We start from the raw sequence: 26,572 nt of genomic DNA on the forward strand, positions 1-26,572 counted from the left end.
CGACACCGCGGCAGCACTCCTTACTCAGCGCGAAACCCAGAACAACGTCCCAGATCGCAAACAGGGGAAAGCCAAGATCTATTCTCCCCAACGGGTGCGGGTCTCCCGAACGCACCATGATCGCAACCAGAACATGCGACCAGGCCTTCGAGGCTACCCGACCCGGCACGGCTCCGTTACGGCCGGGTGCGGGTCGTTTGCCCCCTTCGTCACGGGGCAGGCAGACACTGTTGCCCCTGGAGGTGTCATGAAGAAGCTTGTGGAGCTCCTGCTCTGCTTTCTCCACCCGCTGGCGGTCGTGCTCATGTGGATCAACCTGCTGTCACGTCGCGACCTGTCCACCGGCGCCAAGATAGTGTGGGCGATCTTCGGCCTGATCCCGCTGGTTCCCTTCATCTATGTGCTAACGGGCGGGGACCTCTTCTGACCGCGATACCCTACGCGCGTGACGAGCGAACACGCAGCGGGCAACGGGCCGCAAGAGCAGTTGCTTGATCTCAGGGGCAGCATCGACAACCTGGACGCGGCGATCATTCACTTGCTGGCGGAGCGATTTAAGTGCACACAGCAAGTCGGACGGCTGAAGGCCAAATACGGACTGCCGCCGAGCGACCCGCAGCGTGAGAGTATCCAGATTTCACGGCTTCGGCGCCTGGCTGAGGACGCGCGACTCGATCCGGAGTTCGCCGAGACGTTTCTTACCTTCATCATCTACGAGGTCGTCCGCCACCACCACGCGCTCCAGGCGTCAGCGACCGAACCGTAGGCTGGCAGGCGCCTTCCGCTCCCTCGGTAGGCGATTGCTTCAGCTTGCGGGCGCGGTGGCCGCACTCCTGGTCGTGTTGGCGCCCCCCGAGGGCACAGGGTGCACGGAGAGACATATAGCAAAAGCACGCCCGATTTGGTCCGGTTTGTTCCCCAACTCGGTATACCTTGGCTTGCCGCACCTACGGCAGGAGGCCGGGGACACCATCCGCCCGATTTGCCGTGTTTGCCGGGCGGAGATAGAGCGCCGTACCGAAACAAGCTAAGCGGCACTGGGCCATGACTTCACTTGATGGGAGACCGTTTCTTAAGGCAGCCCGAGGATTATCCGGATAGCTTGGGCCGGTGATCATCTGGCTTAACGGCGCATTCGGCGCGGGCAAGACGACGCTCGCAGCGGAACTGCACCGGCGGCTTCCGGACGCGGTCGTGTATAACCCGGAGGACGTCGGCCTCATGCTGTGGAAGTGGCTGCCGCCCGGCGGTGATTTCCAGCACCTGCCGAGCTGGCGGGAGCTGGTCGTCGCGACGGCGGTGTCGCTGCGCATCCACCATGCGGAGACGCTCATCGTGCCGATGTCGCTGATCCGCGATGCCTACCGGTCCGAGATCCTCGGTGGCCTAGCCGACGCGGGCGAGGAGGTCCTGCATGTCTTCCTAGAGCTGGACGCAGGGGTGCTCCGCGAGCGGCTCAATGCCCGCGTGACGCACCCCGGCGGAACCTGGGACCAGGGAGCCCGCAAGCTCGGCATGACCGGCGTGGATGAGATGGTGGCTGCCGCGGCCCGCCAGCCGGGCGGGACGTTCATGCTGCGCTCGGACAAGCTCACCCCGGCCGAGCTAGCCGACGAAGTGATGGCCAGGGCCGGCCTGCGCCAGGGTCACGCGGACGGCTAGCGGAAGCGCAGGCAAGATCGCCGGGCTCAGGCGTCGTCGCCGAAGCTAACCTCGAGATCCGCCGCCAGTGCCTCGGCTACTGAAGCAGCTGGGCGCGGTCGATAACGACGCGGCGCAGGTGCTGCGCACCGCTTATCGCGGACAAGTCGTTGCCCCGCAGGTCGCACCCCCGGTAGGCGCCTGGACCGAAGTCAGCCAGTCCCAGGTCGCAGTCTTCGAACAGCGAACGTGTCAGATCGCACCCGCGGAACTCTGCCTCGCGCAGCGAGCATCGGACGAACAGCACCGGTCCCACCGTGCGGACATGGCTGAGCGCCGCGTAGTCCAGCTTGCAGTCGGCGAAGACCACGTGGTCCAGGGTCACGTTCTCGAATCTGGCTCCCAGGAGCTTGCAGCTGTCGAACCGGGTCCTTGACAGCTTCCCTCCAGTCCACCGCAGACCGCCAAGCTCACAGCCGGCGAACTCAACGGACCGGGCAGTCATCCCCATCACCGCGGCCGTCTCCGCCGCTGTCCGCCGCCTGCTCGCCGTCGATCGAGGGCCTCCACCAGCTAAGGCCGGGGACTGCAAATAGGTTGACTGACCCAAGGGCCGCTGTGGCAGCCTCTCTGCTACTGAATGTGCAGATGTTTGCCGGAGAGGCGCGTTGCATGAGTGAAGACGCACCGGAGCTAACCGCGGAGCTGGTGGTGGACGGGGCCGTGCCGTCGCAGCCGGTGATCTCGCCAGATGGGCGCTGGGTTGCGTATGTCGTCGCTCCGGTCGGCTTCGGGGGAGAGCGTCGTATGTGCGCGCTCTGGGTGGCCGCCGCTGACGGCAGCTCACCGCCGTGGAAGCTGACCGCGGGTACGGCGGCAGATTCTGATCCGCGCTGGGCGCCGGATTCGGCGTCAGTGTTTTTCTTGTCAGATCGCACCGGCTCCAGTCAGCTGTACCGGGTGCGGGTCGGTGGCGGGGAGGCCGAGATCCTGACGGACTGGGGCGGCGAGATCTCTGCTGCCTGGCCGCTTGCGGACGCCCCGCTGGTCGCCCTGGTGGCCGCGGACGAGCCGTCTGAGGAGGACGAGCGCCGACGCGCCGAGCGCGACGACGCGTTCGTCTGGGGACAGCAGCTGCGCTGGGGCAGGCTGCGGGTGCTTGACCTGGCCACAGGCGAGCTGTGTGCCGTGGACGGCCTCGGCGACCGCCACGTCGTGGCGCTGTCGGCGCGGCCGGACGGGGGCGCGCTGGCGGCGATCAGCTGGGCGAGCCCGGAGACAGACTGGGCCGCGACCACCAGCGAGTTGCATCTGGTCGATCTGGAGACAGGGACAGCCCGTGATCTGGGGCGGACCGGAACTGCGGCGCGGTCGCCGGTCTGGTGGCAGGCCGACGGCTGCTGGCACGTGGCCTACCTGGCAATGCCGGTACCGTTTGGCGGCGACGCCGTCTACGATGTCGCCGTCTCCGCGGCTGCCGCTGTGCATCGTGACCTGACCGCGGGCATGGCTGTCTGCCCGACTGAGCTGGCGCAGGTCGCGGACGGCCCGCCGCTCGCCTTGTTCGCCGACGGGCTCGACACCGCGATCTACCGGCTCGACCCTGACCTGCTGCGGTTCGAGCGCGTGTCCGCCCTTGACGGCCTGGTCGACTCGCTCACCGCGTGTCGTTCCGGCGAGGTGATCGCGGCGCTGGCCAGCACCTCCTATGAGCCGGTGAACGTCCATGCCGGACCGCCCGGAGGCCAGCTCATCCGGCTCAGTGACACCCAGCCGGCCCTGCGCGCGATCAGCTGGGGAAGTCAAGAACGCCTGTCCTATCGGGCATCAGACGGCCTCGGCCTCGACGGCCTGCTCGTATTGCCGCCCGGCCGCAACCGCGCGGACGGCCCGTTCCCGCTCATCACATTGGTGCACGGCGGCCCTGATGCCCGGTATGCCGACCAGTTCATGCTCGCCCCGCATCCTTCGGGACAGTGGCTCGCGAGTGCTGGATACGCCGTGTTCCTGCCTAACCCGCGGGGCGGGGTGGGTCATGGCCGTGATTTCGCGGCGACGGTCGCGCGCTCCGTCGGCGGCAGCGAATGGAGCGACATCATCAGCGGGATCGACTTGCTGATCGCCGAGGGGGTCGCGGACCCGGACCGGCTTGGAATTGGTGGTGCCAGCCATGGCGGGTTCATGGCCGCCTGGGCGATCGGGCAGACCGACCGGTTCAAGGCAGCCATGATGGCCGCCGGGATCAGCGACTGGGGGATGCTCGTCGCGACCGGCGAAGGGGGAACCCTAGAAGCTGAGCTCAGCGGCAGTTGCGGCTGGGAGGGCAGCGGCCCGCACCCGCACGACCAAGTGAGCCCAATCTCGTTTGCGTCGAAGATCCGCACCCCGGTGCTGATCGTGAACGGCGAGGACGACACCAACGTGCCGGTCAGCCAGGCGATCTACTTCCACCGTGCGCTCAGCTGGTACGGGGCCGAGCACGAATTCGTCATCTACCCGCGTGAGGGACACGGGTTCGCCGAGCGCAATCACCAGCTCGACCTGCTCAGGCGCACGCGTGCATGGTTCGACCGGTGGCTTCGAGATGAAACGTCCGATGGCCGAGGATCACCGGCTTGACCAGCGGTGCAGCCTCTCTGTGAGTACCCGTCAGATACCGCGTGTCCGGGTGCAAATGGCACGCTAATGGCACGTCACGGACGCAACAACGCGTCGGTCCCGCGCGGTTTCCCTGCCCCGGACCCCGGGGACCAGACCTGTAGTGTGCTGACCCCCGCAGAGGCGAATGCGACAAGAGCGGGAGGCTTTCATGACGACGGACACCAAGAGCCAGAAGAGTCGCAAGGTTGCAGTGCTCGGGCCGATGCCTCGCGATCGGATCGTGACCGATGACGGCGCGCGCTTCGAAAAGTACGGATGCGCGTTGTATACGGCGGTTGCCCTGTCCGCGCTCCTGGATGCTGGCGACACGATCGTCCCGGTATCACATGTTCGCCGCAAAGACGAGAGTCCGCTCAAGCAGATCCTCGCATCGTTCCCGAACATCGACACCTCCGGTATTACATCGTCGGCCGACCAAGGAGACGTTGTCGAGTTGCGGTATACCACCCAGAATCGTCGCGTCGAGCGGCAGACGAGCTTCATGAACCCGATCTTGCCGGCCGACGTCGCCGCGGTGCTTGATGCGGACGTGTTTGTCTGTGTCCCGATTACGGACTACGAGGTGGGGCAGGCGACGCTGCGGCACATCAAGGAGCACAGCGGCGCGACCGTCGTGCTTGACGCCCATGGCCCGACGACGACCCTGACCCGGAGTGGCGAGCGTCAGCCAAGGGTGTGGGCCGACCAGGACATCTGGCTTCCGTACGTTGACATCCTGAAGATGAACCTGGATGAAGCGCGCTCAATGTGGCTCGGTGAGTCGGCGGAGATGACGGCTGATCCGCCGAAGCAGATTACCGGGGAGAAGCAGATTACCGAGGAATTGCGCGACCTGGCGCACCATTGCCTGGACCGCGGCGTCGGGGCGGTGTGCGTGACCCTCGACGAGCATGGCTGCGTGTCCTTCTCCCAAGACAGTTCTGGCGGGGTCACCGAGGATTTCGTTGATCCCGTCCCGGTGGAGCGCGTCGTGGACACGACGGGTGCTGGCGACTCGTTCGCCGCGGGACTGGCCTACGGGTACCTGGCATACCGGGACTATGTCGTGGCCTGCCAGTACGGGAACGCGATGGGCGCTCAGCGCTGTACCGGACCCGGTACGGACCTGAACGTTTACCTGTCACGAGAGGAAACGGAGCGGCAGATCCGCGCGACTTACGGCCCTGGACCATGCCGTCCAGGAGCATGAACGGCAGGGATGGAGGCGCCGTGGACGGTTTCTTGCTCGCTTATGAAGGCTTCGACTCAGAGGCCGAGGGACTTCGGGAGGCGCTGACCTCCACCGGCAACGGGTACCTCTGCACGCGTGGCGCGGCGGAGTGGGAAGGCGCCGACGACGTGCACTACCCGGGCACCTACGCGCACGGAGGCTACAACCGCGAGACGACCATGATCGGCGGCCTGCCGGTCCTCAACGAGGATCTGGTCAACCTGCCGAACTGGCTGGTCCTCAAGCTGCGCATCGAAGGCGAGGATGCGATAACGCTCGAAGATGTCGAGCTGCTTGACTACCGGCACGAATACGACATCCGGAACGCGACCGTCCTTCGGCACCTCCGCTTCCGTGACCGCGGCGGCCGGGAGACGACGCTGACAAGCCGCCGGTTCGTCAGCATGGCGGACCAGCATCACGCCGGGATCGAGTGGACCCTCGTCCCGGAGAACTGGTCCGGGCATGTGGAGGTCATCTCGGCGCTCGACGCCCGGGTGAGCAACGCCGGCGTCGCCCGCTACCAGCGGCTCGAAGGCCGTCATCTGAACCCCATTTCCCCGCGGACGTTCGGGCCGGAGGTCATCGCGCTGAAGGCCGAGACCCGGCAGTCGAATCTGTACATCAGCCAGGCGACGCGCACGCGCGTGTTTCGCGGCGGCGAGTCGCTGCCGGCGGGGCGGACGCTGGACCAGATGGAGGACTACATCCAGCAGGTCCTGGCCTTCGATGTGCGCCAGGGCGAGGCGACGAGGGTCGAGAAGCTGGTTGCCTTCTACACGTCACGGGACCCGGCTGTCAGCGACACGCTGATGCGGGCCGCCAGGTCGGCGGCTCGCCACAGCGACTTCTCCGCGGCGTTCGACCGCCACAGCGCCGCATGGGAAGAATTGTGGCGGACGTGCGACGGGCGCGTGTCAGGAAACGAGCAGGTCCAGTTGCTGCTTCGGCTGCACACCGCGCACCTGCTCCAGGTTTGCTCCCCGTACACCGCCGATCTCGACGCCGGGATGCCCGCGCGCGGGCTGAACGGCGAGGCCTACCGCGGGCACGTGTTCTGGGACGAGATGTACGCGTTCCCGTTCCTCAACGTCCGGCTGCCCGAGGTCGCGCGGGGCCTGCTGATGTATCGCTACCGCCGGATCGGGGAGGCACGGGCGGCGGCCCGGGAGGCCGGGTTCCGGGGGGCGATGTTCCCGTGGCAGAGTGGGAGCGAGGGCATCGAGGAAACCCAGCGCGTCCACCTCAACCCGTTGTCAGGCCGCTGGGAGCCTGATCTCAGCCACAACCAGCGGCACGTTAACGCCGCGATCTTCTTCAATATCTGGAACTACTTCCAGGCCACCCACGACCACGCGTTCCTCGAGAACTACGGCGCGGAGATGATGCTGGACATCGCGCGGTTCTGGGCGTCAATCGCTCACTTCAACCCCGCTCGGGAGCGCTACGAGATCCACGGCGTGATGGGCCCCGACGAGTTCCACGAGAAGTACCCGGGCGCACAGCAGGGCGGGCTGGCCAACAACGCCTACACCAACGTCATGGTGGCGTGGCTGTGCGACATCGCGGCAAAGCTGCCGTCGCTGCTTTCGGCGAGCAGCGCCGAAGGATTGCGGGCACGGCTCAGCATCTCCGGCGATGAGCTGGCGCTCTGGCAGGACATGAGCCGCCGGATGTTCGTCCCGATCCATGAGAACGGCATCATCAGCCAGTTCGAAGGCTGGGTTGACCTCGAAGAACTCGACTGGGACGTCTACCGGGCGAAATACGACAGCATACAGCGGCTCGACCGGATCCTGCGTGCGGAGGGCGACGACCCTGACCGCTACAAGATCGCCAAGCAGGCCGATACGGTGATGCTCTTCTACCTCTTCTCAGACGAGGAACTGCGCGAGATCTTCGAGCGGCTCGGGTACGGCTACCGTCCCGACACCGCCGCGCGCAACGTCGAGTACTACGACCAGCGCACGTCGCACGGCTCGACGCTGAGCTTCGTCACCTACGCGGGAGTGCTCGCCGCCATCGACCCGGAGAGCTCGTGGGACCGCTTTCTCGTCGCGCTCGGCAGCGATGTCGACGACATCCAGGGCGGCACGACGAAGGAAGGGATCCACCTGGGTGTCATGGCCGGGACACTCGACCTTGTGCAGCGGCACTACGCGGGCGCCCAGATCCGTGACAGTGTCCTGTACTTCGACCCCAGGCTCCCGAGCGGGCTCGGCGGCCTGTCATTCCGCGTGCAGTTCCGGGAGGCCCCGATCCTGGTCACGCTCAACAGCGACCTGCTGACGCTAGAGGTTCAGCCCGAGGGCGCCAGCCACGAGATACGAGCTGGAATACCAGGCGACGTTCGGGAGCTGTGCCCGGGCGACCGGGCCGTATTCGAGCTCAGCCAGGACCGTGCCTGAAGTGGTCAGCCGGGGACACCGGGGACACCTTTCGCCGGGCGCAACAATTCGGGCAAGTCATCAATAGTTCAGCCATAAATGCCATGCAACAAGGTTCGATCCTGAGCACCTCGGGCTAACTGCCTTCAGCGGCTGCCCGGGCCAGGGCGAGCATCGCCTCGCCCACCGGGTCATCACCGCGGCCGATAAGCAGGGCGACCGCCAGCACCACGGCCATCGCCCGGCACCATGCCCAGGCCCGCCCCGGGTCCAGTCCGTCCACGCGGCCTGCCAGCCAGTCAATACGCTGCTGCACCGCTTGCTCGCCGCCGCCGTCGGCCAGCACCCAGTCGACCGCGTCGAAGGCCGGGTCGCCCAGGCACGGCCGCGGGTCGATCGCCACCAGCCCGCGCCTGTCCCCGCCCCGCAGCACGTTCCCCGGGTGCAGGTCCCCGTGCAGCAGCCGGACCGGCCCCTCAGCAGCCAGCACGCTGGCCAGGTTCCGGGAGCCTTCCACCAGGTCAGGAGGCACGCGCCCGGCAACAGCCGGGTGCTGTTCAAGCCGCCGCCGGGTCATCTCGAACACGAACTCCGACCGCTCCCGCAGTTCCGGAAGCCCGGACCCGCCACCCAGGCGCGGGGGCCGCGGCCACAAGCCCGACAGCACCGGCACGGCCTCCTCCAGCGGCCACCTGTCAGGCTCATCCGCCAGCCGGGTGCCCGGCAGCACCCGCTCCAGCAGCAGCGCACCGCGGTCAAGGTCCGCATCGTGCAGCATCACCACGTGCCGGCGGGCCATCCACGCGTCAAGCGCCGCCGCCTCGTCAGCGGCAATCTTCAGGTCCGGGGTCAGCTTCAGCACCAGCGGCTCGCCGTCATCAGACTCACACGGCATCACCACCGACGTCCCGCCCTTCGGCCACACCCCCCCGAGCCGCAGCCCCCACCGGCGGGCGACCTCATCCGCCAGCGCCGGCAGGCCCGCGCACCAGTCGGCCACCTCCGGGCCAAACCGCCTGGCCAGCCGCACACGGACAGCCTCGACGTCGATAACCGGAACATCGCGCACACCAGACCATCTCACACCAGCCAGCCATCCAGCACCCCAAAAACCGGCCGATCCCGCAGGAGCCGCCCGCCGAAGCAGCACTACCGGTGGGGCCAGATCAAGCCGCCAGGACGGGCCAAAACAGACCGTCCTAACCAAGGCCGACGCGCCCGGCCCGCACCGCCCTGGCCTGGTGGCCGCACGCGGTCGAGGCGCTCGGCATGCCGGGGCTGCACTTCCACGACCTACGCCAGCGCCAGGTCGACGAAGACGACGACGGCCCGGCCGGGGCGCTCGTGCCCGTCTAATGGCACGCTAATGGCACCACGGCCTGTTCGGGCCGCCAGATGGCGAAGGCCCAGTGTTCGGAAGCTGCTTCCGACCTGGGCCTTGATGCTTGGAGCGGATGACGGGAATCGAACCCGCACTGTCAGCTTGGGAAGCTGATGTTCTGCCATTGAACTACATCCGCGTTCTCGCCAGCACCGGCGTGCCGGGCTGAACTCGCTCCAACATCGTACAGGAACCGGCCGCCTGGTTGTGTGCTCCTGCCCGATAGTGGTTCTGGCTGGGCCGCCTGGTCCGGTTCGCGGCACGCGCCGGGCCAGACGGCCCGCGGGCTAGTGCAGCGCGTCGAAGTCGCCGTTCCTCGCCGTCGCGAGGAACGAAGTCCATGAGGCGACCGGATAACGCAAGACGGGACCATGCGGGTCTTTCGAGTCTCGCACGGCGATCACTCCGATAGATGCCGCTATTTCGGCACAGTTCCCGTTGTTCATGCTGCGTCTTGCCTTACGCCAGGTCAGGCGCTCATCTTCACTGCTCGAACGGGGCATTTATATCCCATCGCTCCCTTAGCCCGGGAGGTCAAGTACCTGCCGGGCTAGTTTTTTATTGATATAGGACAAGCATTGATGCAATTTGCGGAACTATCCGGAGGCGAGGCCGTGTATATGGTTATGTCGTGCGCTCATTTCGGAAATTAGTTCGATTGACTCTTGTGGACTCAATGCGATTTCACACAGGTATTTAAAGACCCGTGTATATCTAGCTACATCGTTCTCGCGTTCGAGGAACAGCCAGCCCATCAAGCCCTCAACGTACACCACGGGCGGAGCGACGTCCTCGAACTCAATGATAGTGAGCCCATTCCAACCTGGTTAGGCGCCGTGGAGTTGCAATGCGTGGATGGCCTTGGCGAGTTTCCCGGCGCGCCAGGGGCAGCAGCGGAGCTTCGCGAGGATCTTCCATACCTTGAGCTGGGCGTTCGCTCGTTCGCCGGGGGCGCGGAGCCTGGCGTGGGCCCGGTTGGCTTCTTTCTGGGATTCCGGTTTGTTCCGGCCCTTGTACGGGACCTTTGCCCAGGTGGAGCCCTGATATCCCTTGTCCGCGAGGGTGACCAGCCCGGCTTTCTCTAGCTCGTTCAGCACGCCCCATATCCACTCGGCCTTCTTGTCGTGGACCGAGCCGGGCAGCGCACCGGAGACCCACAGGACCTCGCCGTCAGGACTGGCGATGACCTGCAGGTTCATGCCGTGCTTTTTGTGCTTGCCGGAGTAGAACGGCTTGTCCGCGGCGACCCGGTCTATCGGGATGAGGGTTCCGTCGAGGATGACGTAGGCGTGACCTGCCCTTTTGGCGTCCCGGACCGCTTTCCTCAGTTTCGGGGCGCGGGCCGCGAGCAGTTCCACGGTCTCGTTGACGTACCGCCAGGCCGTGGTCCTGCCGACCCCGAACCCGGCCGCGAGGTGCTCGAACGTCTCGCCTTTGCGCAGGTGAGCGAGCACGAGCAGGGCCTGCTGCCCAGGGCTGAGCTTCCGCCACCGCGACCCGACGGCCTTCAGGTGCCGGCGGATCAGCCCGGCCGCGTAGTTCAGGGTCCGGGACGACAACGGCAGCGCGGCACGGTAGAACAGCATGTGAAGCCCCTGGGGGTGATGAGTCGTTCTTGGTCGATTGCCTCATCTACCAGGGGCTTCGCCGTGTCCGCCGGCGAACCGTGACCCTGTGGCCACAGTGCCGTCGCCGCGAGACGACAACGTTATCATCACTCAAAGTGATTCATTGTTTACAAGCAAGTTGGAATGGGCTCAGTGAACATGTTTTCCATCGCCGGATGGGCCCCGGCACTGAACGGTATTACCTGAAGCGTCACGTTGGGCTGTTTTGCGATCGCGCTGAAGTGCGACAACTGCTCGGTCATCACATCCGGGCCGCCGACCACGCGGTGCAGCACCGCCTCGTCAAGCACCACGCGCAACTCCAGCGGGGGCTCCCTGTTGAGCACCTGCTGACGCCTGATTCGGACCTCGATCAATTCGCCGGCTCTTTCCGCCGTGAACTCGGACGGCATGCTGCCCTCGTGCATGGCCCGCGCGTATCGCTCGGTCTGCAAGAGCCCGGGGACGATGGTGGACTGGTAATAGCACAGCGTCACCGCGGCCTGCTCAAGGCCGACGTAGGTAGCGTAGTAATCGAGGTCGTACGACTGCCACCAGGCCTGCTGCTTCGCCTCCCGCACGAGCCCCATCAGGTATTCGACCTGCGCCGGATCGGTCAGGCCGTAGATGCCGCACAGGTCCCTGACGTCGCGCAGGGTCGCGCCGCGCTGGCCGGTTTCCATCCTGCTCACCTTGGACGGTGAACACAGGAGCTGTTCGGCGACCTGATCGACAGTCAGGCCGCGTTCCAGACGCAGCGCCCGCAGGCGCGCGGCGAGTTCCCGGCGGCGGAGCGTCGGGCTGCGCACCTCTGACACTGGAGGTCCCTTTCTGCCGCGCTAGCGGGAGGGCCGCCTTGGCGCATGGCCAAGAAAGCCCTGGTAGATAAGATGTCCAACCGTTTCATGCCTGTGGCTCACGAGTATGGCACTTGATTTTGGCACTTGCCAACAGCATGTGCTCGATGCACGATGAAATCAGCCAGCAGAGGCATCCTCAAGCGACCCGCCGACAAAGGGGTCGAGCGGTGACCCGACGGGTTACCGATCCGAAGATCGCTAGCCACGAGGCGTCGCGCGAGCCGGCGATTTGACAAGGAGGACATGCCATTACTGCCCATTCGCTGCGTCCGCTCCCGCTATGCACGAGCGTACGCGCCCCTGCATCGCGCGCAATGAGACGCCAGCTTTCCGGGTCGGGACAGGCACCGCATTGCCGGGCCTGTCAAGAAGACAACAATCCCTGGAAATACGGCTGGGCCGGTGCTGCCACACCGACCCAGCGAAACACCACCCGTACTCAGGAACCACCGAGAAGGGCTAGCGATGCGTTCTACGGTAGCAACCTGTACAGAAAAGACAACCCCGCTTGGGCCATTAGTAACGCAGCGGAAACGCTGCAGGTCCCAATGGCCGCGATCTATGCCGCTTGGCTCATCGGCCTGCCACGCCGCGCCGGGGCTTGGCTGCACGCCATAACCGACGAAGAGGCCCGCCACTGGCAGTGGCGGGTGTCCGAGCGGCACGGCGGGCTAGTGCACCAGTACCGGGATGAACGGTTCGCGGCGTTGCGCCTCGACCCCTCGCTGCGCAATGACGAGTTTCACGAGGCGTCGGTGGCCTGACCGGCCTCTTCGCGGAGTTTGATGGCGCGGACGAGGAGCTGGGCGACGTCGATGACTTCGAGGGTCTGTTTGGCCTGGCCGGCGGCTTTCTTGGCGTTGACGGCGTCGCCGAGCATGACCATGCAGTAGGGGCAGGCGGTGGAGATGGTGTCGGGGTCCAGGGCGAGGGCCTCGTCGATGCGTTCCTCGTTGATCCTTTTGCCGGTTCGTTCTTCGAGCCACATGCGGGCGCCGCCGGCGCCGCAGCAGAAGCCCTTGCCCTTGCACCGGTGCATTTCCTCGGCGGTGGTGCCGGGGACGGCGTCGATGATTTCCCGGGGCGGGGTGTAGATCTTGTTGTGCCGGCCGAGGAAGCACGGGTCGTGGTAGGTGATCTTCTCTTCCACCGCGGTGACCGGCGTCAGCTTTCCGTCGGCGACGAGCCGGGCGAGCAGCTGGGTGTGGTGGATGACCTCGTAGGTGCCGCCGAGCTGGGGGTACTCGCGGCTGATGGTGTTGAAGCAGTGCGGGCACGACGCGATGACCTTCTTGCCGGTCCCGGCGCCGACCCCGGCGTCGTTGAGGGTCTCGATGTTCTGGGCGGCGAGCATGCCGTAGACGAACTCGTTGCCGAGCCGGCGGGCGGGGTCGCCGGTGCAGGCCTCGGCCGGGCCGAGCACCGCGAACTTGACCCCGGCAACATGGAGTAGCTCGGCGATCGCCTTGGTGGCCTTCTTCGCCCGGTCGTCCAGCGCCCCGGCGCAGCCGACCCAGTACAGGTACTCGGTGTCGGCAGGGATGGTCCCGTCCAGGACGGGGACCTCGAAGTCGAGCTCGGTGATCCACTCGGCCCGCTTGTCCTCGGCCATCCCCCACGGGTTGCCCCTGCGTTCCAGGTTGTTCAGCATCGTGGTGGCCTCGGCGGGGAAGGCGGACTCGATGAGGACCTGGTGGCGGCGCATCCCGTTGATGTGGTCGATGTGCTCGATGTCGACCGGGCACTCGTTCACGCACGCACCGCAGTTGGTGCACGCCCAGATGACCTCCGGGTCGATCACCCCGTTGACGTCCGGCCCGCCGACCAGCGGCCGTTCCGCCTCGGCCAGCACGTCGGCAGACAGCGTGACCCGCTCCTCCTCGGTCGCCAGCAGGTAGGGCGCCTTCGCGAACGCGTGGTCGCGCAGGTCCAGGATGAGCTGCTTCGGCGACAGGGGCTTGCCGGTCGCCCAGGCCGGGCACTGCGACTGGCAGCGGCCGCACTCGGTGCAGGTGCCCAGGTCGAGCATGCCCTTCCAGGTCAGGTCCTCCACCTTCCCGATCCCGAACACATCGGTGTCCGGGTCGGCCTCCTCAAAGTCCAGCACCTTCCCGCCCGAGCGCATCGGCTCCAGCGGGCCCAGCCCGTCCGGGCGGCGGGCGAACATCACGTTCACCGGGGCCAGGAAGATGTGCAGGTGCTTGGAGTAGGTGACGACCACCAGGAACGCGAGCACCACCGCCAGCTGCGCCAAGATGAACACGACCTCAAGCACCGCGTTGACCCCGTACCCCAGGGGATGCAGGACCTGCGCCACCGCCCAGGACGCGAACGCCCACGCGTGCGGGTAGGGGAACACCCCGGTGTTCTGCTGCGCACCCCGGTAGACCAGCAGCGTGATGATGACCAGCGCGATCATGGCGAGGACCACCCACGCGGCGCGGGTGTGCGAGCCGAAGAACCGCGACCTGCGGCCCTCCTTGTGCGGGTTCTCGCGGAACCGGATGACCGTGAACGTGCTGATCCCGCACAGCACCCCGACCGCGAACAGGTCCTCGATGAACCCGACCACCGCCCAGTGCCCGATCACCGGGATCGCGAAGTCCCGCTGGAACAAAGCACCGTACGCCTCGATGATCGTCAGCAGCAGCACCAGGAAACCCCAGAACGTCGCCGCGTGCGCCATCCCCGGCACCGTCCACTGCAGCAGCTTCCGCTGCCCGACCACCTCCGTCAGCTGCGTCTCCGCCTCACGCCCCGGATGCGTCCTGGCGTACTCAAGGCGTTCCGGCGCCGGCTGGCCGCTGAACGCCAGCCGCTTCAGCCACCACAGCCGCCGGCCAGCCACGGCAAACGCCGCGACAGTCACCACCAGGCCGACAATCATCCGCAGGACCACCGCAACCTCCTTGTATGCCTGGGGGTCAAGCCTAACGGGGTGGCCTGTGATGCCCAAGGTCGCCTACGTCACGGCGAATATTGCCCGGGCCACCGGGAATGAATCGGAGGGTCAGTAAAGTTGAGCGTAGGTGACTCAAGTTCATTTGACAGCCGAGCTAGCCTCGGGCAGGCTTGAGCCCGGCAGACTCAACTTCACACACACTACAAGGACTGCTCATGGCACGTGCGGTAGGTATTGACCTCGGGACGACCAACTCTGTTGTCGCCGTCCTCGAAGGCGGGGAACCGACGGTCATCGCAAACGCGGAGGGCTCGCGGACGACGCCGTCCGTCGTCGCGTTCGCCAAGAACGCTGAGGTACTGGTCGGCGAGGTCGCGAAGCGGCAGGCCGTCACCAACGTGGACCGGACGATCCGTTCGGTCAAGCGGCAGATGGGGACCGACTGGACCGTCACCATCGACGGCAAGAAGTTCACCCCGCAGCAGATCAGCGCATTCATCCTGCAGAAGCTCAAGAGGGACGCCGAGTCCTACCTCGGCGAGAAGATCACCGACGCGGTGATCACCGTTCCGGCGTACTTCAGCGACGCGCAGCGGCAGGCGACCAAGGAGGCCGGGCAGATCGCCGGCCTTAACGTCCTGCGGATCATCAACGAGCCGACCTCGGCGGCGCTTGCGTACCACCTGGAGAAGGAGGGCTCGGCGAAGATCCTGGTCTTCGACCTCGGCGGCGGTACGTTCGACGTGTCGCTGCTTGACGTCGGCGACGGCGTGGTCGAGGTCGAGGCGACGAGCGGCGACAACCACCTCGGCGGCGACGACTGGGACCAGCGGATCGTTGACTGGCTGGTGCAGGACTTCAAGTCCGGCTACGGCATCGACCTGGCCAAGGACAAGATGGCGCTCCAGCGGCTGCGCGAGGCGGCGGAGAAGGCCAAGATCGAGCTGTCGCAGTCGATGGAGTCGCAGATCAACCTGCCCTACATCTCGCACGGCCCGGACGGCCCCCTGCACCTGGACACCCGGCTCACCCGTGCCGAGTTCCAGCGCATGACCTCCGACCTGATCGACCGCTGCAAGTCGCCGTTCCAGCAGGTCATCAAGGACGCCAACACCAAGGTGGCCGACATCGACCACGTGGTCCTGGTCGGCGGCTCCACCCGGATGCCCGCGGTGGTTGACCTGGTCAAGTCGCTGACCGGCGGCAAGGAGCCCAACAAGGGCGTCAACCCGGACGAGGTCGTCGCCGTCGGCGCCTGCCTGCAGGCCGGCGTGCTCAAGGGCGAGGTCAAGGACATCCTGCTGCTCGACGTGACCCCGCTTTCGCTGGGCATCGAGACGAAGGGCGGGATCTTCACCAAGCTCATCGAGCGCAACACCACGATCCCGACCAAGAAGTCGGAGATCTTCACCACGGCGGACGACAACCAGCCGTCGGTGCAGATCCAGGTGTACCAGGGTGAGCGTGAGATCGCGGCCTACAACAAGAAGCTGGGCATGTTCGACCTGACCGGCATCGCGCCGGCCCCGCGCGGCATCCCGCAGATCGAGGTCTCCTTCGACATCGACGCCAACGGCATCGTGAACGTGTCCGCAAAGGACCTGGGCACCGGCAAGCAGCAGTCGGTGCAGATCACCGGCGGCTCGGCGCTGTCCAAGGACGACATCGACAAGATGGTCCGCGACGCCGAGTCGTACGCCGAGGAGGACCGCCGCCGCCGCGAGGAGGCAGAGGTCCGCAACCAGGCCGACACCCTCGTCTACTCGACGGAGAAGTTCCTCGCCGAGAACGACGAGAAGGTCCCCGCGGACGTCAAGTCCGAGGTCAAGGAGGCCATCGCCGACCTCAAGAAGGCGATCGAGGGCAACGACCTCGAGGCCATCAAGACCGCGAGCGAGCACGCCGCGACGGTCAGCCAGAAGATGGGCAGTGCCATCTACGCCGCGGCTCAGGCCGAGCGGCAGGCCTCCGGCGCCCCCGAGGGTGGCGGCGCCACCGCGGAGGAGCCGCAGGACGAGGGCGTCGTCGACGCCGAGATCGTGGACGAAGGCGAAGGCGGAGCCGCCTGATGACAGCACCCGAGGAGCCCGTCAACGGGCCGGTCATCCGTGACAACAGGCGGATCGACCCGGTGACCGGGCAGCCAAGAAGGGGCAAGCACGCGGCCTCCCAGCCGGCTGGCGGTAACGCCAGCCGGCCGGGGGGGCCGGGCTCTGCCCGGCACGGCAGGGACGGCGACAAGGGCTCTGCCCCGGCGAACGCGGTGACCTCGCAGGAGGACAAGCCGGCCGAGAGCACGCCGGCCCCGGCGCCCGCCGCGGCGGCGCCGGCCGTCGGCCCCCTGCAGACCCAGCTTGCGGAGCGCACCGCCGACCTGCAGCGACTGCAGGCGGAGTACGCCAACTACCGCAAGCGGGTCGACAGGGACCGCGCGACGGTGCGGGAGCAGGCGGTGGCCAGCGCGCTGTCCGACCTGCTGCCTGTCCTTGACGCCATCGGCCAGGCACGCGAGCACGGCGAGCTGTCTGGCGGCTTCAAGTCGGTGGCGGACTCGCTTCAGGCCGCGGTCGCCAAGCTCGGCCTCGTCAGCTACGGGCAGCGCGGCGACGCGTTCGACCCGAAGATCCACGAGGCGCTGACCCACACCTACTCGCCTGACGTGGCGGAGGACACCGCCGTGGAGATCTTCCAGCCCGGCTACAAGGTGGGCGAGCGAATCCTGCGTCCCGCACGCGTGGCGGTCGCCGCCCCCGCCACCGGGCCAGAAGGCAGTGGTAATGCGGCCGAGTGGCCATCCGGAGAAGAGAACAACTAAAGAGCCCAGCGAGGCCAGATGAGCGCGAAGGACTATCAGAAGGACTACTACAAGGCGCTGGGCGTGCCCAAGACCGCGACGGCCGCCGAGATCAAGAAGTCCTATCGTGAGCTCGCGCGGAAGTGGCACCCCGACGCGAACAAGGGGAGCACCGACGCGGAGGAGCGCTTTAAGGAGATCACCGAGGCGTACAACGTGCTGTCCGACGAGAAGCAGCGCAAGGAGTACGACGAGGCCCGTTCGATGTTCGGCGGGTTCCGCGTGCCAACCGGCGCCCGGCCGGGTCAGGGTCCTGGCGGGACGTTCGACCTCGGTGACCTCTTCGGCGGCGACGGGATCGGCGATGTGCTCGGCGGGATCTTCCGCAACCGCGGCGGCACGGCGTCGTCCACCAGGGCACGCCGCGGCGCGGATGTGGAGACCGAGACGACGCTGTCCTTCGGCGACGCGATCGACGGCGCGACGGTGTCGCTCCGGCTGACCGGCGAGGGTCCCTGCCCGGTCTGCGGCGGCACCGGCGCGAAGACGGGCACCGTGCCCAAGGTCTGCCCCGATTGCCACGGCACCGGGCAGCAGTCAAGGAACCTCGGCGGCTTCGGGATGTCCGAGCCCTGCAAGACCTGCCGGGGACGGGGCCTGGTCGTCGACGACCCGTGCGAGTCGTGCAGCGGCAGCGGCCGGGCGATGAGCTCGCGGACCATCCAGGCGCGTATCCCAGCTGGGGTGGCAGACGGTCAGCGGATCCGGATTCCCGGCAAGGGAGCGCCCGGCGAGCACGGCGGCAAGGCGGGCGACCTGTACGTCCGGGTCCACGTCAAGCCGCACGATGTGTTCGGCAGGAGCAGTGACAACCTGACCGTCACCGTCCCGGTGACGATCACCGAGCTCGCGCTCGGCGCCGAGATCAAGGTGCCAACGCACCGCGGTCCCGCCGTCACCGTCCGCATCCCCGCGGGCACGCCCAATGGGCAGGTGTTCCGGGTTCCCGGACGCGGCGTCCGCCGCAAGGACGGGACGCTCGGCGCGCTGCTCGCCACCGTCGAGGTGACGATTCCGCGGGACCTGAGCAACAAGGCGAAGTCCGCTCTCGAGGACTTGCGCATCGCTACCGCCGGCCCGGACCCGCGCGAGGAACTGCTCCGCCGGGCACGGCAGCAGCAGTAGCTGCCAGCACTAGTGGAGGAAAGGAAGGAGATGACATGAACAGCCCCTACGAGCTGTCCGATGACATGCCCGTGTATGTCATCTCCGTGGCCGCGAGCTTGTCAGGCATGCACCCGCAGACGCTACGCGGCTACGAGAGAGTCGGACTGGTGACGCCGCGGCGCACCACCGGCGGCGGCCGCCGCTACTCCATGCGGGACATCCTCACGCTCCGCGAGATCCAGCGGCTCTCCCAGGACGAGAAGATCAACCTCGAGGGCATCAAGCGCATCCTCGACCTGGAACGGGAGCTCGAGCGCGCCCGTCTCATGGCGGCCCAGCTGCACGCCGAGCTGTCCATACTCAGGAACGAGCTGGAATCCACCCGCGCGGTGGCGGCACGGCTCGCGGAGCTCCGCAGGTCGCGGACCGTCGATCCGGCGGCGACGCTGGTCCCGGTCCGGTCGTCGACCAGGGTGACCTTCTGGCAGGCCGCGGGCACACCGCCGCAGGCCGCGGGCACACCGTCGCGGCAGGAGGACCAGCGCGGCGCAGCCGAGTAACTGCCGGGTGAAGCTGGCGAACAAAAGCTAATAACGATCCAGGGGGATCAGACTTCAACATGGATGACAAGCTCACGCGCAAGAGCCAGGAGGCGCTCTCGGCGGCGATCCGCCAGGCCGCCTCGGATGGCAACCCCCAGGTCGAGCCGGTACACCTGCTGCTCGCCCTGCTGAAGCAGGCCGACGGGACGGCGCAGCCGCTGCTTGAGGCGGTGGGCGCGGACATGAACAGGATCATCGCGGAGGCGACCGCGCTGCTGCGGAAGATGCCGCAGACCCGCGGCGACACCGCGAGTGCACCGGAGACGTCCCGCCAGCTGCTGTCGGTGATCAACACCGCCGCGGGCCTGGCCAGGCAGCTCGACGACGAGTACATCTCCACCGAGCACCTGCTCGTCGGACTGGCCACCGGGGGCGGGCCAGTGGCGACGGCACTGCAGCGGGCGGGCGCCACCCCGGAAGCGCTGACCAGCGCCTTCACCAAGGTGCGCGGCAGCGCCCGGGTAACCAGCGAGGACCCCGAGTCCACGTACCAGGCGCTCGAGAAGTTCGGCGTCGACCTCACGCAGCTGGCAAGGGACGGCAAGCTTGACCCGGTAATCGGCCGCGACTCCGAGATCCGGCGCGTGGTCCAGGTGCTGTCCAGGCGGACCAAGAACAACCCGGTGCTGATCGGCGAGCCGGGCGTCGGCAAGACGGCCGTCGTCGAGGGCCTCGCCCAGCGCATCGTGGCAGGCGACGTGCCGGAGTCACTGCGCGGCAAGCGGCTGATCTCGCTCGACCTTGGCAGCATGGTGGCAGGCGCGAAGTACCGCGGCGAGTTCGAGGAGCGGCTCAAGGCCGTGCTGAACGAGATCAAGGCCAGCGACGGCCAGGTGATCACGTTCATCGACGAGCTGCACACGGTCGTCGGGGCGGGCCGGGCCGACGGCGCGATGGACGCGGGCAACATGCTCAAGCCGATGCTCGCCCGCGGCGAGCTCCGCATGGTCGGCGCCACCACGCTCGACGAGTACCGGGAGCGGATCGAGAAGGATCCCGCGCTCGAGCGCCGGTTCCAGCAGGTGCTCGTCGGCGAGCCGTCCGTCGAGGACACGATCGCGATCCTGCGCGGGCTCAAGGGCCGCTACGAGGCGCACCACCAGGTGCAGATCGCGGACGCGGCGCTGGTCGCGGCGGCGACGCTTTCCGACCGGTACATCACGGCGCGGTTCCTGCCTGACAAGGCCATCGACCTGGTGGACGAGGCCGCCTCCCGGCTGCGGATGGAGATCGACTCCTCCCCGGTGGAGATCGACGAGCTGCGCCGCACCGTGGACCGGATGAAGATGGAGGAGCTCGCGCTGTCCCATGAGTCGGACGCGGCGAGCAAGGACCGCCTGGAGAAGCTCCGCGCGGACCTGGCGGACAAGCAGGAACAGCTCACCGCGCTGACCGCACGCTGGGAGCAGGAGAAGTCCGGGCTCAACCGGGTCGGCGAGCTGAAGAAGCGGCTCGACGACCTCAAGGGCCAGGCCGAGCGCGCCCAACGGGACGGCGACTACGAGACGGCCTCCCGGCTGCTCTACGGTGAGATCCCGACGCTCGACGCGGAGATCGCCGAGGCCGCCGCGAGTGATCGCTCCGCCGAGGAGGCGGCCGCCGTCCCCGCGTCCGCGCCGATGGTGAAGGAGGAGGTCGGCCCGGACGACGTGGCCGATGTCGTGTCGGCATGGACCGGGATCCCGGCCGGCCGGCTGCTCGAAGGCGAGACCGGCAAGCTGCTGCGGATGGAGTCCGAGCTCGGCTCGCGGGTGATCGGCCAGGCCAGCGCCGTGCAGGCGGTGTCAGACGCGGTGCGGCGGGCACGGGCCGGCGTCTCCGACCCGGACCGCCCGACCGGCTCCTTCCTGTTCCTCGGGCCGACCGGCGTCGGCAAGACGGAGCTGGCCAAGGCCCTCGCCGAGTTCCTCTTCGACGACGAGCGGGCGATCATCCGCATCGACATGAGCGAGTACGGCGAGAAGCACTCGGTCGCCCGGCTGGTCGGCGCGCCGCCCGGCTACGTCGGCTACGAGGAGGGCGGGCAGCTCACCGAGGCGGTGCGGCGGCGGCCCTACTGCGTGGTGCTGCTCGACGAGGTGGAGAAGGCCCACCCCGAGGTCTTCGACGTGCTGCTTCAGGTGCTCGATGACGGGCGGCTCACCGACGGGCAGGGACGGACCGTTGACTTCAGGAACACGATCCTGATCCTCACGTCCAACCTGGGCTCGTCGTTCATCGCCGACCCGGCGCTTGACGAGCGCGCCAAGCGCGAGGCGGTCATGGCCGCGGTCCGCGCCGCGTTCAAGCCGGAGTTCCTCAACCGGCTCGACGACGTGATCATCTTCGACGCGCTCACCACCGCGGAGCTGGCCAGCATCGTGGACATCCAGGTGGCGCGCCTCGGCAGCAGGCTGTCCGCGCGTCGGCTGACGCTGACCGTGACGCCCGCCGCCAAGGACTGGCTCGCCCTCACCGGGTTCGACCCGGTGTATGGCGCGCGGCCGCTGCGGCGGCTCGTCCAGTCGGCGATCGGCGACAAGCTGGCCAAGGCGCTGCTCTCCGGAGAGGTCACCGACGGCGACGAGGTGGTCGTGGACCTGGACGCGAACGCCGACGAGCTGACCGTCAAGACGGCCGCCAGGGTCGGCTAGCCCGCGAAGGTTCAGGCGCCCTGGCCCGCCCCCCAAGGGGCGGGCCAGGGCGCCTCGTCGTTGCCGCGCCCGTCAGGGCAGCTGGCCCGGCTTGTCCACGATCGCCGAGCCGAGCAGCGCTCCCCAGCCCATCACGTGCCCGACCTTGACGTCCCTGGTGCCGTCGGTGCCGACCAGCGCGTGGTCCTTGATCACGACGTCCTTGAAGCCCATGTAGGTGTAGGTTTCCGGGTCGATGACGATCTCCTGCGTGAAGTAGCCCTCGAGCACCATGGAGAAGCCGATTCCCTCACGCCCTGCGAGGTCGGTCGCGCTCTGGAAGGTGACGCCTGGCAGCTGCTGCAGCACCCGGTACATGGTGGCCGTCAGCTTCGGCGGCACCACGACGCCCTGGCTCTCTCCCGCGTCGAGCAGCGTCTCGATCGCCTGGAAGATGGCCTGCTCCTTGGTGTTCGCCACCACCGGGCCCGCGCTGCCTGCCAGGATCTGCTCCAGTGCGGATGGATCAGTCGGCAGCGAATTGAGGTAGTCGTAGCTCACGCTCTTCCAGCCGCCGAGCGTGGTCCCCGGACAGCCGGCGCGGCCGCCGCCGGCCGAGTCGACCGTCAGCGTGCCGGTGACGGTTTCGCTTGGGGCGACCGTCGCGGGCACACGCGGGACACTCGCGACCGGGCCGCAGGGCTCCCCGCTGAACCACGCCAGGGTGATCTCGCGCTTGTCCGGCGGCCCGAACAGGTACCCGCCGCTCCCGCCGGAGGAATCCGCGAACTCCGACTTCACCACGACCCACTCGTTCGGCTTGGGCGCCCGCCCGGGGGCCGATGCCGCGGCCCGGGTCGTGTAGTCGACCAGCTGCGCCGCCGTCTTTGCCCGTCCGTAACTCGGGTGACCGGCGGCAGGCCATGCGGCGGTCGGGCGCCCGGACCAAGCGGAGGTCGTCGACCCACCGGGTCCTTGGCTGGACGCCGAAGAGCCGGACAATTCGACGGCGGCGAACGCGCCGGCACCGACGGCGGCAGCGAGGGTGCCCGCAAGCAGCGGGCGCAGCGCCCTGCGCCGCGCGCGGCGCACCGTGGCACCGTGGGGGACAGCGTGGTGAGCACGGTCGCCCTCGAGCGGGAGGGCGGCGATGACGGCATCGCTGAGTCGTGCGCCGTCCGCAAGCGGAACCTCGCTCCGCAGGCCGGCCAGGTGCGTGAGGTCGTTCATCGTGGGAACCCTTCTGTTATCCCCTGCGGATCAATGTCTGCGAGCTGCTTGCGCATGCGCTGCCGTGCCCGGCTGATTCGGGACTGGACGGTGCCGAGCGGTACGCCGGTCGCCACGGAGATCTGCTCATAGCTCAGGTCGGCCCACACGAGCAGCAGAAGGGCGTCGCGCTGTGCCTTGGGCAGGCAGGCAAGCGCCTCGGCGAGCCTGGGCTTCACCGCGCTCGCGCTGACCGCGGCGTCCACCCGGTCGGCGAACGGCTCGGTGACCGGGTCGACGCCGGTGCGCGCGAGCAGCCGCAGCTGCTTCGTCTCGCTGCGCCAGTGCCGGTGCGCTAGCCGGGTCGCGATGCCGTACAGCCAGGGCAGGCAGTCGCGGCCCTCGTCGGTGTAGCCGGCCCGCTGCCGGAACGCGACGAGGAACGTCTCCGCGACGATGTCCTCTGCCGCGTCGCGGCCGATGCGCCTTGTCACGTAGCGGGCGATGGCCGGTGCGTGCCGCCTGACGAGGACGGCGAATAGCTCGGGATCGGCTATCGAGTGACGGATGATCGTGCCGTCGTCATGGGGAAAAGGCCGGCCGGCGTGGTCAGGTGCCGCGGCTAGCCATGCAACGTCTTCGTTCGGAAGTCTCACAGGCGGCCCTCCGGGTGATGGACAGGACACCTCTCTATGCCAGAACACCCCCGCGCTGTTCCCGTTTCCGGGCCAGCACGAGGGTGGGAGGTCGCTCGGCGCGCGGCCGGCCGTCAGCCGCGGGGCTTCGTCGTGTCCAGCATGTGGTCGTAGTCGTCCTCGTCGAGACCGAGATCGACCCGGATGCGGTAGCGCAGGCGGAGCAGCAGCTGCAGCTCCGCGTCGTCTTCGAGCTGAATGCACCGCTCGACGCCCGTCGTCGCCCAGTCGAGCGCGCCCTGCAGGTCGCCCTCCTCGGTGAACAGCTCGGCGAGCAGGTCACAGGTGCGCGGGGTGACGACCTCGCGGTCGGCGGTGAGCCCGCTGATCAGTTCCCTAGCCTCAGCTTCACGCTCAAGGTCGAGCAGCGCCCTGGCCAGGAGCACCCGGGGATCCGCGAAGGTGCTGCCGCCGTCCGCGATCGCGGCGGTGAACTCGTCGGCCGCGCGCTGCGGGTCGTCGGCGCTCATCCACTGCTCGCCCGCCCTGAGGTGGAACTCCGCGCGCAAGCCAGGCTCGGCCCCCTCGGCGAGTTTGCTCATGCGAACAGCGGCCCGCACATGATTGCCAGTACGTGCCGCCTGGAATTCGATCTCGTCGAAGTCTTCGACGTTCGCCACTCTTCCCACGGTACCCCAGCGGCCCTTCATGATTCCTACGGATTCGGCGTGCGCATCGGGGTTGCCACACGCATTTGCGAGATTCCCTGCCTCAGGTCTCGGTCAGATCACGGTGAGATCGCGGTTAGCGACGGGAGCGCTCCAGAGCGTCCCAGAAGCCGCGCCGCAGCGCGTGCCTGACCTCATCATGCAACAGGAAGTCGATGGGCAGGGCCGAGCCCTGAAGCAGCCTCGCCTCAAGATCGGAGGGCATCCGCGGCTTTCGCGCGAGTACGGCTTCCAGCCAGAGCGCCGGAGCGTCCCTTGCCACGGATTCCCCGAACGCCTGCCCCTCCTCGTGCGCCGACTGGACCGCGTCGGCCAGGGACGGGCCGGGCTGGGCGGCGCCCGGGTAGCCTGCGGGACCTACCAGGCCAATGGGCCCGGAAGGGGCACCGGTGCCCGGCCCCGCCGGGATCGGCGCCTGCGGAGCCATGGCCGGCGGCTGCTGACCAGGTCCGACTGGGCCAAGCGCGTGCTGCGGACCGGAGTTGCCCTGCTGACCCGCTCCCATGTTCCCGCTGAGACCGACCGGCCCACCGGGCACGCCGGGGATGAACGGGCGCGGCCCGTCAGGGCCATTGCCGCGGGCACCCGCGTATCCCGCGCCGTTCGGGTCCATCGGGAGCACCGGGGCGATCGGCTGGCCGCCCTGGAACCCGCCGGACAGCGGCTGGGCGGCGGTGGGCTCGGCCGTGAACTGCGGTACCGACGGAGGCTGGGCCGGCAGCGACTGGCCCGGCAGCGACTGGGCCATGCCTGGCTCGCCGTCCGGGATGCGCCCGGGCACCAGCCCCGACGGCGCCTGCGCCGGGTTCGGTCCCGCGGTCACCGCACCGCGGGTGGGCAGCCGCCGCACCTGAGCCGAGCCGACGGGAACGGGGACAGGCACGGGCTGCCTGTCGTCCGCGTCCGGCGCGCCATGGTCTCGCAGCATGCCGTCCCGCTGGTACTGCTCCCGTGCGACACCCGGGGCATACGCCGCCGGTCCCATGTCGTGCTGTGGCCTGCCCGGCGGCTGCTCCCGCTCCGCAGGCAGGTACTCCGCGGGCGCCGGCAGGACGACGGGCGCCGCGTACAGGTCCTCGCGCATGCCGGGCGGCTGCGCCGACGGAACCGGCGGCACGGGAGGAACGGGGGCCGCGGGGCGGTCGGGGAACGACGCGTATTCGGCCGCCCGCCCGTAGTCCGGCGCGGAGCCGTAGTCGATCGACCCGAAGTCGACCGAGGTGTGGTAGTCCACGTTCGCGTTGAAGTCCGGCATTAGCGACGAATAGTCCGCCGCCATGGCGCCGTCCGTGTGCTCCGGCGGCAGCCCGTCCGCCTGGACGACCTCTGCCGCCACCCGCTGCGGCGGCTCGGCGTGCGGCTGGTACTCGGCGGCAGGCGGTGCAGGCAGCGGATCGGTCTGCTGCTGGCCCGCGGCAGGCACTGCTTGCGGCTGCGGGTAGGCCTGCTGGCCCTGCGTCGCGAAGTACCCGTTGCCATTGCCGTTCAGCGCCGGGCGCAGCGCGACCAGCGTTCCGTCGGATTCGTCGGAGCGCGGCGGCTCGGCGCCAGTAATCAGCTCGACATAGGGCCGCAGGTGCGCGGCGCTGATCTCCACGATGTCATCGCACTCCTGGCGGAGCGTGCGGGAGACGGCCTGACTGCCCTCGCCGACGATCTGCAGCAGGGTGACCCGCATGCCCATGTCCTGGACATCGGCGATCACCTGCGCCAGGTCTTCCTCGCCGCTGACCACCATCGCGTCGCTGACGGCCTTGTTCCGCGCGAGCGTCGTTAGGTCGCGGTGGATCTCGCCCTCGACGCCCTCGCGGCGCCCCGGCCGCATCTTGGCCACCCTGAGTTTGACGCCGGGCAGGTCGGCGAGGGTGTCGTGATCGGCCGACCGGCGGCCCTCCACCGTGGCCTCGTACCAGTAGCAGCGCAGGAGCGGCAGGTTCGTGCGCTCCATGGCCAGGTTGCCGAGCAGCTGCAGCAGGCCGGGATAATCCCAGGACACCGATTCTCTACGGCGCGTACCGTGCACCGCCATGGCACCGTCCGCCAGCACATAGCTCGCGTCCACGAACAGCGCGCAGCGATCCACGTTCCACCGTCCCTTCCCCTCACCGTGCGAAGAACGGGCCAGGTCAGCGACCGATCCGACAAATCGGTCGATTGTTCTCCGCCCTTACTAGGG

General features: G+C 68.0%; 23 protein-coding genes and 1 tRNA gene. 12 read left to right on the forward strand and 12 right to left on the reverse strand.

Annotated features, from left to right (window positions below; genetic code table 11):
- The first annotated feature begins 247 nt into the window (after nucleotides 1-247).
- The 3 genes from EAS64_RS29380 to EAS64_RS29390 all read left to right on the forward strand — a co-directional run bounded on the left by EAS64_RS29380 (nucleotide 248) and on the right by EAS64_RS29390 (nucleotide 1,662).
- The gene (locus tag EAS64_RS29380) at nucleotides 248-427 is read left to right on the forward strand and encodes a hypothetical protein (protein WP_145858326.1); all 180 of its coding nucleotides are present in this window, start codon (nucleotides 248-250) and stop codon (nucleotides 425-427) included.
- Between the two features lie 18 nt (nucleotides 428-445).
- Entirely contained in the window at nucleotides 446-766 is a 321-nt protein-coding gene (locus EAS64_RS29385; RefSeq protein WP_145858327.1) for a chorismate mutase, read from the forward strand.
- 344 nt (nucleotides 767-1,110) lie between these two features.
- Nucleotides 1,111-1,662, forward strand: coding sequence for a P-loop nucleotide/nucleoside kinase family protein (locus EAS64_RS29390; RefSeq protein ID WP_145858328.1), 552 nt, complete (start codon nucleotides 1,111-1,113; stop codon nucleotides 1,660-1,662).
- Between the two features lie 76 nt (nucleotides 1,663-1,738).
- On the opposite strand, the gene EAS64_RS29395 is transcribed toward EAS64_RS29390, so the two are convergent.
- Nucleotides 1,739-2,152, reverse strand: a complete 414-nt coding sequence (locus tag EAS64_RS29395) for a pentapeptide repeat-containing protein (protein WP_342782090.1) — start codon at nucleotides 2,150-2,152, stop codon at nucleotides 1,739-1,741.
- A gap of 161 nt (nucleotides 2,153-2,313) precedes the next feature.
- On the opposite strand from EAS64_RS29395, the gene EAS64_RS29400 reads away from it, so the two are divergent.
- The 3 genes from EAS64_RS29400 (at nucleotide 2,314) to EAS64_RS29410 (ending at nucleotide 7,920) form a co-directional block, all read left to right on the forward strand.
- Complete coding sequence (locus EAS64_RS29400) at nucleotides 2,314-4,260, forward strand: S9 family peptidase (RefSeq protein ID WP_145858332.1); 1,947 nt, start codon at nucleotides 2,314-2,316, stop codon at nucleotides 4,258-4,260.
- A 190-nt stretch (nucleotides 4,261-4,450) separates the two neighbouring features.
- Nucleotides 4,451-5,491: a carbohydrate kinase family protein gene (locus tag EAS64_RS29405; RefSeq protein ID WP_145858333.1), complete on the forward strand. Its 1,041-nt coding sequence runs from the start codon at nucleotides 4,451-4,453 to the stop codon at nucleotides 5,489-5,491.
- A gap of 20 nt (nucleotides 5,492-5,511) precedes the next feature.
- On the forward strand, nucleotides 5,512-7,920 hold the full coding sequence (locus EAS64_RS29410) for a glycoside hydrolase family 65 protein (protein WP_222849710.1): 2,409 nt from the start codon (nucleotides 5,512-5,514) through the stop codon (nucleotides 7,918-7,920).
- A gap of 115 nt (nucleotides 7,921-8,035) precedes the next feature.
- Here the strand turns inward: EAS64_RS29410 and EAS64_RS29415 are convergent, their stop codons facing one another.
- From EAS64_RS29415 to EAS64_RS29435, 6 genes are all read right to left on the reverse strand, one after another.
- Nucleotides 8,036-8,968, reverse strand: coding sequence for an aminoglycoside phosphotransferase family protein (locus EAS64_RS29415; RefSeq protein WP_187366266.1), 933 nt, complete (start codon nucleotides 8,966-8,968; stop codon nucleotides 8,036-8,038).
- 377 nt (nucleotides 8,969-9,345) lie between these two features.
- Nucleotides 9,346-9,419 (reverse strand) — tRNA-Gly (locus EAS64_RS29420).
- A 148-nt stretch (nucleotides 9,420-9,567) separates the two neighbouring features.
- A complete protein-coding gene (locus EAS64_RS29425) occupies nucleotides 9,568-9,783 on the reverse strand; it encodes a DUF397 domain-containing protein (RefSeq protein ID WP_145858338.1) in 216 nt (71 codons plus the stop codon).
- Nucleotides 9,784-9,876: 93 nt separating this feature from the next.
- Nucleotides 9,877-10,086, reverse strand: coding sequence for a Scr1 family TA system antitoxin-like transcriptional regulator (locus tag EAS64_RS47655; protein WP_369333569.1), 210 nt, complete (start codon nucleotides 10,084-10,086; stop codon nucleotides 9,877-9,879).
- Between the two features lie 21 nt (nucleotides 10,087-10,107).
- Nucleotides 10,108-10,866 (reverse strand): transposase family protein, encoded by a 759-nt coding sequence (locus EAS64_RS29430; protein ID WP_145851078.1) that lies wholly within the window; start codon nucleotides 10,864-10,866, stop codon nucleotides 10,108-10,110.
- A gap of 149 nt (nucleotides 10,867-11,015) precedes the next feature.
- The gene (locus EAS64_RS29435; RefSeq protein ID WP_222849712.1) at nucleotides 11,016-11,696 is read right to left on the reverse strand and encodes a helix-turn-helix domain-containing protein; all 681 of its coding nucleotides are present in this window, start codon (nucleotides 11,694-11,696) and stop codon (nucleotides 11,016-11,018) included.
- A 599-nt stretch (nucleotides 11,697-12,295) separates the two neighbouring features.
- Between EAS64_RS29435 and EAS64_RS29440 the strand changes: the two genes are divergently transcribed.
- Nucleotides 12,296-12,511 carry a hypothetical protein gene (locus EAS64_RS29440; RefSeq protein WP_145858340.1) on the forward strand — a complete coding sequence of 72 codons (216 nt, stop codon included), beginning with the start codon at nucleotides 12,296-12,298 and terminating at the stop codon, nucleotides 12,509-12,511.
- Here the strand turns inward: EAS64_RS29440 and EAS64_RS29445 are convergent.
- On the reverse strand, nucleotides 12,490-14,634 hold the full coding sequence (locus tag EAS64_RS29445; protein ID WP_187366322.1) for a (Fe-S)-binding protein: 2,145 nt from the start codon (nucleotides 14,632-14,634) through the stop codon (nucleotides 12,490-12,492). The genes EAS64_RS29440 and EAS64_RS29445 overlap by 22 nt on opposite strands.
- A 230-nt stretch (nucleotides 14,635-14,864) precedes the next feature.
- Between EAS64_RS29445 and dnaK the strand changes: the two genes are divergently transcribed.
- Genes dnaK through clpB form a run of 5 tightly spaced genes read left to right on the forward strand, consistent with a single transcriptional unit; the run spans nucleotide 14,865 to nucleotide 21,845 of the window.
- Entirely contained in the window at nucleotides 14,865-16,718 is a 1,854-nt protein-coding gene (dnaK, locus tag EAS64_RS29450; RefSeq protein ID WP_145858342.1) for a molecular chaperone DnaK, read from the forward strand.
- Nucleotides 16,718-17,464: a nucleotide exchange factor GrpE gene (grpE, locus tag EAS64_RS29455; RefSeq protein WP_145858344.1), complete on the forward strand. Its 747-nt coding sequence runs from the start codon at nucleotides 16,718-16,720 to the stop codon at nucleotides 17,462-17,464. The genes dnaK and grpE overlap by 1 nt, the downstream gene beginning before the upstream one ends.
- Nucleotides 17,465-17,482: 18 nt before the next feature.
- Nucleotides 17,483-18,628, forward strand: coding sequence for a molecular chaperone DnaJ (gene dnaJ, locus EAS64_RS29460; protein ID WP_145858345.1), 1,146 nt, complete (start codon nucleotides 17,483-17,485; stop codon nucleotides 18,626-18,628).
- 35 nt (nucleotides 18,629-18,663) lie between these two features.
- The gene (locus EAS64_RS29465) at nucleotides 18,664-19,170 is read left to right on the forward strand and encodes a heat shock protein transcriptional repressor HspR (protein ID WP_145858347.1); all 507 of its coding nucleotides are present in this window, start codon (nucleotides 18,664-18,666) and stop codon (nucleotides 19,168-19,170) included.
- A gap of 59 nt (nucleotides 19,171-19,229) precedes the next feature.
- On the forward strand, nucleotides 19,230-21,845 hold the full coding sequence (clpB, locus tag EAS64_RS29470) for an ATP-dependent chaperone ClpB (RefSeq protein ID WP_145858348.1): 2,616 nt from the start codon (nucleotides 19,230-19,232) through the stop codon (nucleotides 21,843-21,845).
- A gap of 72 nt (nucleotides 21,846-21,917) precedes the next feature.
- Here clpB and EAS64_RS29475 read toward each other — a convergent pair whose 3' ends face one another.
- From EAS64_RS29475 to EAS64_RS46215, 4 genes are all read right to left on the reverse strand, one after another.
- Entirely contained in the window at nucleotides 21,918-23,054 is a 1,137-nt protein-coding gene (locus EAS64_RS29475) for a CU044_5270 family protein (protein WP_145858350.1), read from the reverse strand.
- Nucleotides 23,051-23,689, reverse strand: a complete 639-nt coding sequence (locus tag EAS64_RS29480; RefSeq protein ID WP_145858351.1) for an RNA polymerase sigma factor — start codon at nucleotides 23,687-23,689, stop codon at nucleotides 23,051-23,053. The genes EAS64_RS29475 and EAS64_RS29480 overlap by 4 nt, the downstream gene beginning before the upstream one ends.
- 113 nt (nucleotides 23,690-23,802) lie before the next feature.
- Nucleotides 23,803-24,348 carry a tetratricopeptide repeat protein gene (locus EAS64_RS29485; protein ID WP_145858353.1) on the reverse strand — a complete coding sequence of 182 codons (546 nt, stop codon included), beginning with the start codon at nucleotides 24,346-24,348 and terminating at the stop codon, nucleotides 23,803-23,805.
- A gap of 124 nt (nucleotides 24,349-24,472) precedes the next feature.
- Nucleotides 24,473-26,479 (reverse strand): NYN domain-containing protein, encoded by a 2,007-nt coding sequence (locus tag EAS64_RS46215; RefSeq protein ID WP_246115916.1) that lies wholly within the window; start codon nucleotides 26,477-26,479, stop codon nucleotides 24,473-24,475.
- Nucleotides 26,480-26,572 lie beyond the last annotated feature (93 nt).

Origin of the sequence: Trebonia kvetii, assembly GCF_007827045.1 — a bacterium.
GTDB lineage: Bacteria > Actinomycetota > Actinomycetes > Streptosporangiales > Streptosporangiaceae > Trebonia > Trebonia kvetii.